Source organism: Kocuria sp. CPCC 205235, assembly GCF_040980905.1.
Lineage (GTDB): Bacteria > Actinomycetota > Actinomycetes > Actinomycetales > Micrococcaceae > Kocuria > Kocuria carniphila.
The window spans coordinates 211,963-225,280 of record NZ_JAVKPR010000003.1 but is presented as its reverse complement, the minus strand read 5'-3'; the positions used below and the strand labels follow the sequence as shown (position 1 = coordinate 225,280).

The window sequence follows — 13,318 nt, the reverse complement described above, 5'->3', positions numbered from 1 at the left end:
CCGGTGCGGGAGGGGGTCCTTGCGGCGCTTGGAATGACAGTGGTGTCTTACAGGTCAGTGGCGAAGGGCGCAGACTGCTTCGTCCATGCGGACCCGCCATTGGATATTGGCGACCCTTGCGCCACCCTTAAATTTCAAGGGTTGCAGGGGGCCGTGTTGTAGTTGCGCGCCTAGATCCAGGAATCGAACCACATGCGCCAGCGCCAGTGGTCGTAGGGGATGGTCTGCCCGGTCCAGACGGGCCAGAAGAAGACGGCGCACACGACCACCAGACTCATGAACACGAGGGCAACGGTGGTCCAGCGGTGACCCCACACGGCGGAGATGAAGCGGTTGCGGGCCGCGGGCGTCCCTGCAGTGTCTCCGAACGGGGCGGCTCCCACTCGTCCGGTCAGAACTCCGAGTACTCCCACGATGATCAGCACCATGAACGGGAAGTACGCGAGCGCGTAGAAGTAGAACATGGTGCGCTCCGGGTAGAGGAACCACGGAAGGTACGCGGCGGCGTACATCCCCAGTAGACCTCCGAAACGCCAGTCCCGCTTCACAGCCCACAGCACCAGCGCGAATAGAACCGCCGCGATGCCCGCCCACCAGATCACGGGGTTGCCCTGATTCAAGATCGCCTGGGAACACGAGTCCACGGTGCATCCGTCCACACCGCGCTCGGGGGATTCATAAAAGTAGGAGGTGGGCCGAGCCAGGATGGGCCACAGTGCAGGGCCGGCCATATAGGTGTGTTCGCTATCCAGACCCGAGTGGAACGAGTACGCGGCCACGTGGTACTCCCAGAGGGAGCGCAGTGCGGGCGGAAACCACAGCAGGCCTTCGCCCGGGTTCTGCTCGGCCCATTGGCGGTGATAACCGTTGGCGGTGGTGAGCCAGCCGGCCCACGTGATGACGTAGACGATCAAGCCGGTGCCGATCATGGCGACGAAGGCGGGCAGCCCGTCCTTGACCACCGCGCCCCAGAACCAGTGCTTCACCCCGGCAATCCGGCGGGCATTCATGTCCCACAGGACCGTGAGAATGCCCAGTGCGGCCACCAGGAACAGGGCATTCCACTTCACCCCCACGGCGAGTCCGCAGGCCACACCGGCGGTGATTCGCCACCACCGGATCCCCAGCCACGGACCCAAGCCGTGGGGAGAGAAACGGGTGACCAGGCGGCGTCGTCCGTCGTCCCGGTCGAGCAGGAGGAACACGAAGGCCAGGAGCACGAAGAACATCAGGAAGATGTCCAGCAGCGCCAAGCGGGATTCCACGAGGTGGAGGCCGTCCAGGCTCGTGAGCAGGCCGGCGGCGGTCGCGAGAGTGACGGAGCGGAACAGCAGCCATGCCGCGGCGAAGATCAACGCGATGGACAGCGTGCCGAAGAGAGCGGCCGAAAAACGCCAGCCAAAGGGATCATCCGCGCCGAACAGCCAGAGACCACCGGCGATCAGCCACTTGCCCATCGGCGGGTGCACCACAAAGGACGGCTCGTCCAGATTGGCGGGGGGCTTGCCAGCGGCAAATGATTCGTCGGCGTTGGAGGGCCATTGTTGCTCCGTGCCGTTGAGCAGGAGCGAATAGGAATCCTTGAGGTAGTACGTCTCGTCGAACACCACGGCGTGCGGCCAGGAGAGATTGACGAACCGCATCACGCCGCCCAGCACGGTCACGATCAGCAGCGGAACCCACCACAACCTGGGCAATCGAGTCACGGCGGGTAGTAAGAGACCACGAAGGTCAGTGGAGGGGCCGCGGGTCACCGGCTGGGAAGCAGTCAGATGCACTCACTCATCGTAGGCGCTGGCTCTGAATAGGCCCTGTTCACGGGGGAGTTTACGGCGGTTCTCAGCTGACGATTGGACAGGGTTCGTAGAGTACTGGGTGTGAGCTCGCAAGAATCTACGCCTCAGGAAACCCCCCAGTCTTCTCCGGAGCACGCCGATCGAGGCGCGGTGGTGGTCGTGGGCACGCCCATCGGCAACCTGTCGGACGCGTCCCCCCGCTTGTTGGAGATCCTCCGGACCGCGGATGTGCTGGCCGTTGAGGACACCCGCACGCTGCATCGCCTTGCTGCTGGACTGAATGCCCACTTCACCGGCCGCGTCATGACTCACCATGAGCACAACGAAAACGAGCGGGTTGCTGAGATCCTCGATTTGGTCCGTGCCGGGAAGGTCGTGGCCGTGCTGTCCGACGCCGGGATGCCCACCGTTTCCGACCCGGGGTTTCCGCTCACCCGTGCTGCTGCAGAGGCCGGCCTGCGGGTGACGGTGATCCCGGGACCCTCTGCCGTGCTGGCTGCGCTCGCGGTGTCCGGATTGCCGACCGACCGCTTCACGTTCGAGGGGTTCCTGCCGCGGAAGGCGGGGGAGCGGGCCACCCACCTCAAGACGCTGGCCGAAGAACGCCGGACCATGGTCTTCTACGAATCACCGCATCGTCTGGCAGCGATGCTGGAAGCATTGCGGGACGGGCTCGGAGGCGATCGTCAGGCCGTGGTGTGCCGTGAACTGACCAAACTCCACGAGGAAGTCCTCCGCGATGACTTGGCGGGCCTCACCGAGTGGGCGCAGAACAACCAGGTGCGCGGAGAGATCGCGGTGGTCGTCCACGGTGCAGCAGCGGCAGAGGCTCCGCAACCCGAGGACCTCGTGGGCGACGTCGAAAAACTCGTGGCCACCAGCGACATCAAACTCAAGGCCGCCGCCCGCCAGATCGCCACGGACGCGGGCGTGAGTACCCGCCAGCTCTACGACGCCGTGATCGCCGCCCGCGGTCAACGCTGACATGTGAGGCCGAGATGCGCAGTTTTTCTCGGCCGCTGACATTTTCGGCAGAGGTCCGCAAGAAACCGGCTGGTTTCGCTGCGGACATCTTCCTCAAATGTTCCTGACTGTGAACCTCTACCCGATATGTCAGCGCCGGAAGATCGACGCCGGCCACCACGTGGCACGGAACTTTTGGCCGCCGTTGGCCCGGTGCATGAGCTCGTCGTGCACTTTGCCAAGGTCCGCGGCGGACGCAGACGGCTTCCACGACGCATCCGGGGCGGCGTAGCTCGCGTGCTCCACATCCGCAACGATTCGATCCACGGCCTCCGACGCCGCCGGGATCCCCGCTGCCATGCGTCGAGCCCGCACGCGTGGAGTGTCCGATTCTTTCGGGGAACCGCCATGGTCCACGGACAGGTCCTCCAGCTCGTCCCACGCCGCGTTCGCCCGATCCTGGGGCGAGAGCGAGGAGTTGGCCATGTCCGCCAACCGAGCCCGGCGGCGTCGTCCGCGCAAGAATCGCGGCAGGGCGGCCAGGAGCAGGAGAAGCAGCAGGACACCGCCGAGTACCAATGCCCAGACCGGAATCATCAGGGCGGTGCTGGTTTCCTGCTGCGCTTCGTCCGGCTCAGGGGTCTCGGGGGCGGACGGCTGGCTCTGCTCGTCCGTGGATTCCGAGGTCGGTTCCTCCGGCTGCGAAGGCTCCTGGCTGGGCGTCTCATCGGGCTGGCCGGAGGCGTCCTGACCGGGCTCGTTGCCGGACTCGGGGGCGTACTCCGGGGTGGTGGGAATGCCGGGGGTGGGCTCGAATCGCACCCACCCGACACCCTGGAAGTAGAGTTCGGGCCACGCGTGAGCGTCACCGGTGCCCACCTCGAAGCGCTCGCCGCCCTGCGGGTCCCCAACCGGGGCCGTGGGCAGATAACCCACAGCCACGCGGGCAGGGATACCCACCTCGCGGGCCATCAGGGCCATCGCGGGGGCAAAGTGGCCGGCGTAACCGGTGCGGGTCTCCATGAACTGTTCCATGCTGTCCAGGCCACCGGCGTCATAACCCTGGGCGAGCGGGGCATTCACGTCGTACTGGAAGTTGTGGCGCAGCCCGTTCTGCAGCGCCAGGGCACGGTCGTAGTCGTTGCCGGCACCCTCCGTGAGCTGCTGGGCCGCGCTGCTGATCGACTCGGGCATTTCGTTGGGGAGCCGCATGTAGTCGGCCAGCTCATCGTTCGCGCCCGACGACGCCGCCGAACGCATCGCTTCCGGCGTTGCCTGCGGTGCCGAGGACGTCACGGTGAACGTGCCGCCGGACATGTCGGAGGCCGCACTGAAAACCGAGAGGTCGCGGGGGTTCCAGGACCAACCCTCGTTGCCGATCCCGGTGAACTCCGTGGGCGCGTACGGGGCCGGGAGCCAGTGTTCGCTGTAATTCTCGAACGTGACCTTGGTCGTGACGGGATCCTCGCGGGACACCGGGTTGGTTTCGGGATCGGCGATGCCGTCCAACCCTTCCTCCAGGTTGTCCGTCTGCGGGAAGAACTCGGATTGGGAGAAGTCCGAGAGGGTCATGAGCCGCATGTGCTTGGGCTGCCCGTCAGAGGTGGTGTAGCTGAAACGCTGAACACGGTCGCTTTCCCGCAGGTCTTGACCGACCGCGCGCAGCGGACCCACGCCCGCGGCGCGCTCGGAGTTAAAGGAGCTTCCCTGGGGGAACGCACCGCTGAAGAATCCGGGCATCACCGTGGGAACGAGCAGTGTCACACCCAGGACACCGGCAATCACCAACAAGGCACGCGGCAGCCCGCCGGGAGTCGGCGCGATGCGTTGTTGACGGGTAGCACCCCACAACCTGGATCCGGCGAGCAGGGCGAGCGCGGCGAGGATTGCAGCACCCAGACCCCACATGGACACACTGCCCGGAAGGGTCAGGGCGGGAACCACGAGCAATGACAGGATTCCCACGCAGGCCAAACCCGCCATGCGTAGGCCCAGCAGAGCGGTTTCCATGAACACGGTCACGAGACCCACCAGGGCGCTCAACACCAGGGCCAGACCGGCGTTGTTTCCGTACGGCGCGGATTGTCGGGCCACGAAGGACCCGGAATCGCTCCACAGTTGCCCCGCTGCCGCAAAGGTTTCAGGGGTCGGAATGAACCCCAGCAGCGCGTGATCACTCAGGTGTAGGACGGTCAGCGCCAAGAGCAGGGCGGCGAGCCCCAGAACGGTCACCGCCGCAGAGGGTAAACGGAGCCACCGTGCGGCTGCGGTCACCAGTTGGACGATCACCACGGTGACCGCCACGGGCAGCACCCACCAGAAACCGGCGAGCGCGCCGGCCATACCCACGCAGCCCAGGGCGATGCTTGCCAGCAGCAGCACGTGCAGTGGGATGATCGCCATGCGCGGTGCACGCTGGTTCTGGGGTGCTTCGGGTGTCCGAGAATTTCCTGAAGCTCCCGACGGTGCGTCCGTACCTCGGGTGTCTCCGGCGGGTTCCGGACTGCCCCACGGGGTGGCCGGTGCGGCGGTGTGGCTCATGCGGTAGTCCTCGATCGGAAGTGCCCCATCACGTGATCCATGTTCAACTGTTCGACCCCGGGCGGTGCGGGCGGCGGATCCAGGAGGGTGGCGCCGTCCAAGATGGAGGTCCAGGCGGCGTCGATGTCCGTCCAGCGCGTCACGAGCACCACGGACCAGCCGGAGGTCTCCAGAATGTCCGCGCTCTCGGGGCGGGCCAGGGGAGGGTCAAGCACCATGATCACCGAACCCGCGACATTGCCCTTCGCGGCGGTCACGTAGCGGCGCGCGGCCTCCGCGGACAGTTTGCCGGTGATGAGCAGCAGCGGGTGGGTCAACGCTTCACGGTCGAAGCGGGCGGTCAGCGGATCAGTTGCGGCGTCCGGTTCGGGGCGGGACACCAACGCGGCCTGCGCCAAACCGTGCACCACCTCAAGGGCCGTGTTGTCCGTGACGGACGTGTCCCGCTGATCAGTGCCCTCCAAGTCGCCGTGCGGCAGCGCGCGTCCCTGGTCGTCCAGGGCGAAGACCACGGTCTCGCGGCGCGTCAGGTGGTCCAGAGCGGACGCTGTGGCGCGCACACCCCACTCGAACTCCTCGGTGGACGGCAGAATGCCCGCCCACACACGCTCGCCGGGCCAGTGCTCCTGGGCCATGTCCAGCACGAGCACGGCCTTCCGAGTGCTGCGCGGATCTTCCTGGCGCACCATGAGTTCGCCGTGCTTCGCCGACGCCGCCCAGTGCACCCGTCGCATCGGGTCACCGTGGCGGTACTCACGAGTGGTCACGTTGTCGGGACCGGGCTGCGGCATGGCCCTCCGCGACGGATCACCGCCGGTTTCACGGACCCGGGACGCACCCAGCTCGGTGAGGTCTTCGGCATCCGGGGCGACCTGCAGGGTGGTGCGCTCGGCCACGTCCAACAGCTCGGTCACCACGCCGAACGGGTCCTGAACGCGCACGGTCGCCGGGCCCAGTTCATACATTCCACGACGCCGCGGGCGCACCGTGTACTCCACGGGCACGCCGGAGACAGGCACCGAGAAATCCTGGTTCTTGCCCAGCTGCGGGTCCACCCTCTCGTGGACTTCGACCGCAGCGCGATCATGAGTGGTCGAGCCGGAAGTCTCCGAGCGGCGTCGGGAACCGAACTGCGAACGACGCCGCACACGCAAGGCGACCGAGGCGGCGTCGCCAACCGTGACCAGCGCCGGATCCACGGACCGTTTGAGTAACACGCGAGGTTTGATCAGCCACATTGCGAGCGAGGAGAACAACGGGAGCATGCCCAGGAACAAGGACAGCGCGAGCACGTCCTTGCGGCCCAGCCACGTGGCGGCGGCCAGGCACACGACGGCCGCGACCAGGAAACACCAGCCGCGCACCGTGAACTTGGCGCGGGAATCGACCCGCGCCTCGGCAGTCGGGGCGGTCTTAGTCATCGAGATCCGGAGCCGTCTTCGGTGGGCACACGAACGTCGTCGAGAATGGTGCGCACCACGTCCTGGGAGCTGTCGGTGCCGGAGCGGCGCTCGAGCAGGAGGCGGTGGGCGAGCACGGGGACGGCAATGGCTTTGACGTCGTCCGGAAGCACGTGATTGCGGCCGGCCAGGGCGGCCTCGGCGCGAGCGGCCGCTTGCATCTGGAGTGCGGCGCGGGGACTGGCGCCCAGGCGAAGGTGCGGGTGGTTACGCGTGGCCTGACACAGGGACACGATGTAGCGGCGAACCGCGGTGGACACGTGCAGCGAGCGGACGTACTCGACCAGCTGGGTGGCCTGATTGATGTCCACGACCGGCTGCAGATCCTTGAGCGGGGAGCCCGAGCCGTGACCGGCGAGCATGTGCACCTCCGCATCCGCATCCGGGTATCCCATGGAAATGCGGGCGGTGAAGCGGTCGCGCTGGGCCTCGGGGAGCGGGAACGTGCCGTCCATCTCGACCGGGTTCTGCGTGGCCACCACCATGAACGGGGTGGACAGTTGGTAGGTGGTGCCGTCCGCGGTGACCTGCGATTCGGCCATGGCCTCCAGTAGCGCCGACTGGGTCTTGGCGGAGGCGCGGTTGATCTCGTCACCGATCACCAGGTTGGCGAACACCGGGCCCGGCTTGAACTCGAATTCGCGGCGCACCTGATCGTAGACGGATACACCGGTGATGTCGGTGGGCAGCAGGTCCGGGGTGAACTGGATACGGCTCACCGTGCCACCGATCGCGCCGGCCAGTGTGCGGGCCAACATGGTCTTGCCCACGCCGGGAACGTCCTCCACGAGCAAGTGACCTCCCGCCAACAGAACCGTGAGTGCGGTGCGGGTCTCGGTCGGCTTGCCGTCGATCACCGAATTCATGCGGTCCAGGATGGCTTGGGTGTACGTGGAGAACTGCTCCATGGTTCCTCGTCTCGTGAGAAATCGCTGTGTGGTTTGGTTCTTATTCTCTCGCATAGAAACGCGCTATGGGCCATGTTGAGCGGGCGAGCCTCCCTGGGCGTGCCTCCACGGGCGTGCCTCGACCCGTGCGCCCGGCGTATCGTGGGCGGGTGATCGAAACGCCTATTGCCACCACGTTGTGGGACACCCACCAGCGCCCTCAGCCCGAGCCCGGAACCACTCCCGCGGCCTATTCGCCCGAGTGGTATCAATTGTCGGATTCGGTGGAGAGCGGCGAAGGAACCGAACGCCGCGCGCTCACCGACCGAGAGGGCCGACGCCGCAACGTCGAATTCCCCGCGCTTCCCGAGCCACTGCCGCACCCGGTCGTGGACAACCACACCCACCTGGACATGCAGGACGGGTTGGTTCGGGTGTCGGTGATGGACGCGATGGATGTCGCTCAGGCTGCCTCCGTGCGTGGTGTCGTGCAGGCTGGGTGCGACGTGGAGTCCTCACGGTTCGCCGTCTCCGCAGCGCAGTCCGTGCCGGGGGTGCTGGCAGCGGTTGCACTGCATCCGAACGAGGCGCCGTCACTGGCTGCCGCCGGTTCTTTGGCTGATGCGTTGGCGGAGATCGAGGCGCTGGCTTCGGAGGACCGCGTGCGATGCATAGGTGAGACCGGCTTGGACCACGTGCATACTTCCGAAGACGGTTACGCGGCGCAGGAGGAGTCCTTCAAAGCGCACATCGAGTTCGCCAAGAAGCACGACCTGGCTATGCAGATCCACGACCGCGAGGCTCACGACGATGTGGTGCGCGTTCTCCGCGAGGTCGGGGCCCCGGAGCGCACTGTGTTCCACTGCTTCTCCGGCGATCCCGAGTTGGCGCGGATCTGCAATGAGAACGGCTGGTACATGTCCTTCGCGGGGACGGTGACGTTCAAGAACGCGAAGTCCTTGAAAGCTGCGCTGCTCGAAGCCGACCGTTCGCTGATTCTGACCGAGACGGATGCTCCGTTCCTCACCCCGCACCCGTTCCGCGGCCGACCCAACGCCCCCTACATGGTGAACTACACGGTGCGCGGCATGGCCGAGATCCTTTCCGCTGACCTCGAGGAGCTGTGCCAGCAGATCTGGGCCAACTCCGAGAAGGTGTACGGGCAGTTTTAAGGGCCCCGTCCTGGATTTCGGTGGCGGCTGACATCTGAGGCAGCGGTTCGCGCTGAGATCGTGGGCTGCGGACATTTTGGGGAGCGGTTTACGCCGGGGTCGTAGTCCGACGACATCTGGGGTAGCGGTTCGCGCTGGGGTCGTGGGCTGCGGACATTTTGGGGAGCGGTTCGCGCTGGGGACGTGGGCGGAGGACATTCTGGGCAGAGGTTCGTAGTGATTCCGGGGTCGATGACATCTGTGGTCGAGGATCGTGGTGATACTAGGCCTTTTGCTACGACCCTCTGCCCTAGATGTGTCTGGCCCCCTCCGATCGACGAACCTCTGTCAGAAATGTTCACGTCTGGGCATCCTGATTCCGCAGGGGCGGGGCGAATGACATCTGAGGTTACTGTTCGCACTGACTCGCGTTGTGTGACTTGCCTCGTGACATCTCGGGGAGCGGTTTGCGCTTACTCGCGTGGTGCGGGTCGCCTCATGACATCTGGGGTTACTGTTCGCGCTGACTCGCGTTGTGTGAGTTGCCTCGTGACATCTCGGGGAGCGGTTCGCGCTTACTTGCGTGGTGTGGGTCGCCACGTGACATCTGGGGTAGCGGTTCACGCCGGGGTCGCGGTCCGACGACATCTGGGGGAGCGGTTCGCCCTGGGGCCGCCGGCGGAGGACATTCTGGGCAGAGGTTCGTAGTGATATCGGGGTCTCTGACATGCGTGGTTGAGGATCGTGGTGATACTAGGCCTTTTGCTACGACCCTCTGCCCTAGATGTGTCTGGCCCCCTCCGATCGACGAACCTCTGTCAGAAATGTTCACGTCTTCCGGTCAATTCCGTATAGGCGGCCTTCTGAATACCGGGAGCCGGCCACCCCGAGTACAGGAATCAGGTGAATACTGGGTTAGCTGCGATCACCAGGGCTCAGAGTGTTCAAGTCGTGTATCGGTCACTCGACTCAGATCGGGCTCGACGCCGAGATGTCCGCCGAGCCACGTCAGCCACTCCGCCAGTCGATCCATTTTGCGCAGGTCGTCGAAGGACACGATTCTTAGCTTCCATCCCAGACCCCGAAGCACCTCGTTCCGGTACATCTCGTCTTTATAGCTCGCATGATCCTGGCTGTGATCGCGGCCGTTGAACTCAACCGCGGTCATGTGCTCGGGCCAGGCGGAATCCAGGATGCTATGACCCCTGGGCGTCTCCACCCGGAAGTTCATGATCGGCCGCGGCATTCCGCAGGCCAGTACCAGCATTCGTGTCAGTGTTTCCATGGCAGACCACGTGGGGAACTGGATATCAGCCAGAGCTCGATGAACCTCTCTGACGGCACGAGATGCAGGCGGTAGTAACTCCAAAGCCTCTCGGATGGATTCGACCGTGAAAACATCCGGCTCAGAAGTTCCAAGGGGCTTCAGTCGGTCGATGCAGAGCATCGCATCGAGAGCAGCCGTGATGGACCATCGATCCATCATGGGCGCCGCGACCACCAGCGCCTCGACCGGATGAACAATGACCGAATCCCACGGGCCCTGATACGAACCAAGACTGTAAGACTTGGTCAACTTCACGTCAGGCAGGGAAGTGCGCCTCCGACCACCGTTCCACGACAATTGGTGAAGGTGTTTCTGATGGCGGCGAAGTTCACCACCGCGAAGTGGTTCGGGATGAGCAAAGATCCGGTTGGCCCAGGGGTAATGGTCCCCGTCGGGCAGTTTCAACAACTTGAGTGCGGTTGTACCGGTGATTCGGACGGTAGAGCTCGGCGTACCCAAATGCCATTGTAACAGCACGGTCCGCTGTAGGTGACTGACCGGCGCGTCTGCTCGGAACCAGTGACCGTAGGCGAGTTGGTGCATCTCCGGATCTCGGTGTAATCGTTCCGTGCGATTAGACCACCGGGCCGTTTCCGCCACGAGCGGCCGAGGTCCGCGATACAAGGTGGTTACATCAGAGCGGTTTGAGGGAGTGGAATCGGGCATGACCAGAATCTACGGAGTGAGCCACGACGATAGGTGTTTTCCACAGGTTCCGACCGCCCGAGTGGGGCCTGCACGGACCGGACTCGACACGTCCAGCTCAACAGCCCCAACGACCAAGCCCCGAGAGCCAAGCCCCAGCTCAACAGCCCCAACGACCAAGCCCCGAGGGGCAAGCCTCAGCTCCCCAGCTCCAATGACCAACCAACGATATTTATCCGTGAGTGCTGCTGACATCTCCGGAAAAGTAGCGCAGCGCGCGGAGGACACGAACATCTGAGGTCGAAGATCACGAAGATACCCGCGGTTTTACGACGATCCTCTGCCATGGGTGTATCGGCCCCAGAATCGCTACGAACCTCTTCCCCAGATGTTCACGGCTGCGGAACATCCCGCGAACTTGTGCCTCAAATGTCGCTCCCCGAGATGTCACTCTCTACACGTCGTTGCCCGCCGGGGCACCCCACCACCCACAACCCGACCACCCATTCAACGTAGGATGAACCGGTGACCGACCAGAGCCTTGACGGCCCGCTCCTGGGCCCCGCAGAAATTCGAGAACTGGCCGAGCGTGCGGGGATTCGCCCCACCAAGACGCTCGGTCAGAACTTCGTGATCGACCCCAATACCATTCGGCGGATCGTGGCTACGGCGCACCTCACCTCGGACGATCATGTCCTGGAGGTGGGGCCGGGACTGGGGTCGTTGACGCTGGGTCTGCTGGCGGCGTCGTCGGCGGTGTCGGCCGTGGAAATCGACCCGCCGCTCGCGGCCCAGCTCCCGGAGACGGTCGAGCGTTTCTATCCCGAGGCCGCCTCGCGCCTCAACATGGTGCTCGACGACGCCGCCCGCGTCACCGCCCTGCCCGGCGACACCCCGCCCACGGCGCTCGTGGCCAACCTGCCGTACAACGTGGCCGTGCCGGTGCTGCTGCACATCTTGGAAATGTTCCCCACCGTGCGCCACGGACTGGTCATGGTGCAGGACGAGGTCGCGGATCGACTGGCCGCTGGACCGGGATCGCGGGTTTACGGAGTGCCTTCGGTGAAAGCGAATTGGTACGCGGCGGTGTCCAAGGCCGGTGTGATCGGTAAGAACGTGTTCTGGCCGGCGCCCAAGATCGCGTCGGGGCTGGTGCGCTTCGAACGACGTGACCCGCCGGCGGACGAGTCGCTGCGCAAGGAAGTCTTCGCCGTAATCGATGCCGCTTTCGCTCAGCGGCGCAAAACCCTGCGTGCGGCGCTGAGCGGCTGGGCCGGATCCGGTGCGAGGGCGGAAGAGATCCTGCGTAACGCCGGAATCAACCCGAGTGAGCGCGGCGAGAAACTGGACGTCAAAGCTTTCGCGCGCATCGCCCAGGCCGCGGCGACGATCGCACAGGCACAGGCACAGGCACAGGCACAGACAAAGACACAAACACAGGCAGCAGCGCAACCGGATCACGAACGGAAAACTCCCGCCACGCCTGAGACGCAGCCCGAACCGACCACGGAGAACCCCGTATGAGCCCCGCCGGACTGCGGGCATCGGCATCGGCCCCCGCGAAAACGAACTTGGCGCTCCACGTTGGCGACCCCACACCGGACGGGTACCACCCGCTGGAAACCCTGTTCATCGCCGTGGACGTGCGCGAAACCGTGACGGCCTCCGTCAACACGCACGTGGCCCGGCGGGGGAGCGGCGTGATGGTCACGGTGTCCCCGGCACCCGGCAGTGAGTACGCGGAGATGATCCAGTCCGGTACGGCGCGGCTTTCTGACATCCCGCTGGACGATTCGAACCTTGCGGTGCGTGCCGCGCTCGCGGTGAGTGAGGCCCATGGCGACAATCCGGGCATCGAGTTACGCATCGACAAGGCGGTACCCGTGGCCGGCGGCATGGGCGGCGGTTCCGCTGATGCCGCGGCGGCACTCGTGGCCGTGGATGCATTGCTCGCCAAGCACCTCGATCAGCCGCGGCTCGGGCGTCATAGGCTCATGAACATCGGGTCGACTCTCGGCGCAGATGTTCCTTTCATGATCCTGGGCGGCCTGGCCGAGGGCCGAGGCAAGGGCGATGACCTCCGCACCGTCGAGACCGATGATCAGCTGCATCTGGTGTTCGTTCCCCAGGATCAAGGGCTGGCCACTCCGGCGGTGTTCCGGCAGTGGGACCACGCGCACCGCGTTCATACGGCGCACAGATCACAACGCGCACCGGACCCGCTGAACCCCGCTCTCGTACGTGCTGCCGCCATCGGCGATGCTCCAGGTGTGGCCACTTGGGTCCGCAACGATCTTCAATCGCCCGCCCTGGAGTTGCTGCCGGAGTTGGCTACACTGCTCAACCACGGCGTGGACCTCGGTGCCCTTGCGGGTTGGGTCTCCGGCTCGGGCCCCACGGTGTGTTTCCTCGCGGAATCTGCGGAGGCCGCGGAGAACCTGGTCAATGGCCTACGCCGCGAGCATCGCCACGCTTTTTCGACCACCGGGCCCGTGGTGGGTGCCCAACTGATCCCCGAGTGGGGCACAATCTAGAACAATGCGCCCGC

9 protein-coding genes are annotated in these 13,318 nt (G+C 65.2%); 4 read left to right on the top strand and 5 right to left on the bottom strand.

Features of this window, described 5'->3' with window-relative positions; all coding sequences use genetic code 11:
- Positions 1–170: 170 nt before the first annotated feature.
- On the bottom strand, positions 171–1,706 hold the full coding sequence (locus tag RF638_RS03870) for a dolichyl-phosphate-mannose--protein mannosyltransferase (protein WP_259913806.1): 1,536 nt from the start codon (positions 1,704–1,706) through the stop codon (positions 171–173).
- A gap of 240 nt (positions 1,707–1,946) precedes the next feature.
- Here RF638_RS03870 and rsmI point away from each other — a divergent pair, with 240 nt between their 5' ends.
- Positions 1,947–2,780, top strand: coding sequence for a 16S rRNA (cytidine(1402)-2'-O)-methyltransferase (gene rsmI, locus RF638_RS03865; RefSeq protein WP_259913822.1), 834 nt, complete (start codon positions 1,947–1,949; stop codon positions 2,778–2,780).
- Between the two features lie 129 nt (positions 2,781–2,909).
- Here rsmI and RF638_RS03860 read toward each other — a convergent pair whose 3' ends face one another.
- From RF638_RS03860 to RF638_RS03850, 3 genes are read right to left on the bottom strand one after another with little or no spacing between them, the layout of a single operon-like run.
- Positions 2,910–5,300, bottom strand: a complete 2,391-nt coding sequence (locus tag RF638_RS03860) for a transglutaminaseTgpA domain-containing protein (protein ID WP_259913804.1) — start codon at positions 5,298–5,300, stop codon at positions 2,910–2,912.
- Positions 5,297–6,721 carry a DUF58 domain-containing protein gene (locus RF638_RS03855; RefSeq protein ID WP_129702299.1) on the bottom strand — a complete coding sequence of 475 codons (1,425 nt, stop codon included), beginning with the start codon at positions 6,719–6,721 and terminating at the stop codon, positions 5,297–5,299. Before RF638_RS03855 ends, RF638_RS03860 begins: the two co-directional genes overlap by 4 nt.
- Positions 6,718–7,668 carry a MoxR family ATPase gene (locus RF638_RS03850; protein WP_129702298.1) on the bottom strand — a complete coding sequence of 317 codons (951 nt, stop codon included), beginning with the start codon at positions 7,666–7,668 and terminating at the stop codon, positions 6,718–6,720. The genes RF638_RS03855 and RF638_RS03850 overlap by 4 nt, the downstream gene beginning before the upstream one ends.
- A gap of 149 nt (positions 7,669–7,817) precedes the next feature.
- On the opposite strand from RF638_RS03850, the gene RF638_RS03845 reads away from it, so the two are divergent.
- Entirely contained in the window at positions 7,818–8,819 is a 1,002-nt protein-coding gene (locus RF638_RS03845; RefSeq protein WP_095796819.1) for a TatD family hydrolase, read from the top strand.
- A gap of 904 nt (positions 8,820–9,723) precedes the next feature.
- On the opposite strand, the gene RF638_RS03840 is transcribed toward RF638_RS03845, so the two are convergent.
- Positions 9,724–10,380 (bottom strand): hypothetical protein, encoded by a 657-nt coding sequence (locus tag RF638_RS03840; RefSeq protein WP_095796818.1) that lies wholly within the window; start codon positions 10,378–10,380, stop codon positions 9,724–9,726.
- A 915-nt stretch (positions 10,381–11,295) separates the two neighbouring features.
- On the opposite strand from RF638_RS03840, the gene rsmA reads away from it, so the two are divergent.
- Both rsmA and RF638_RS03830 read left to right on the top strand, forming a co-directional pair.
- Entirely contained in the window at positions 11,296–12,294 is a 999-nt protein-coding gene (gene rsmA, locus RF638_RS03835; RefSeq protein ID WP_368841466.1) for a 16S rRNA (adenine(1518)-N(6)/adenine(1519)-N(6))-dimethyltransferase RsmA, read from the top strand.
- The gene (locus tag RF638_RS03830) at positions 12,291–13,304 is read left to right on the top strand and encodes a 4-(cytidine 5'-diphospho)-2-C-methyl-D-erythritol kinase (protein WP_095796816.1); all 1,014 of its coding nucleotides are present in this window, start codon (positions 12,291–12,293) and stop codon (positions 13,302–13,304) included. The genes rsmA and RF638_RS03830 overlap by 4 nt, the downstream gene beginning before the upstream one ends.
- Positions 13,305–13,318: the final 14 nt, after the last annotated feature.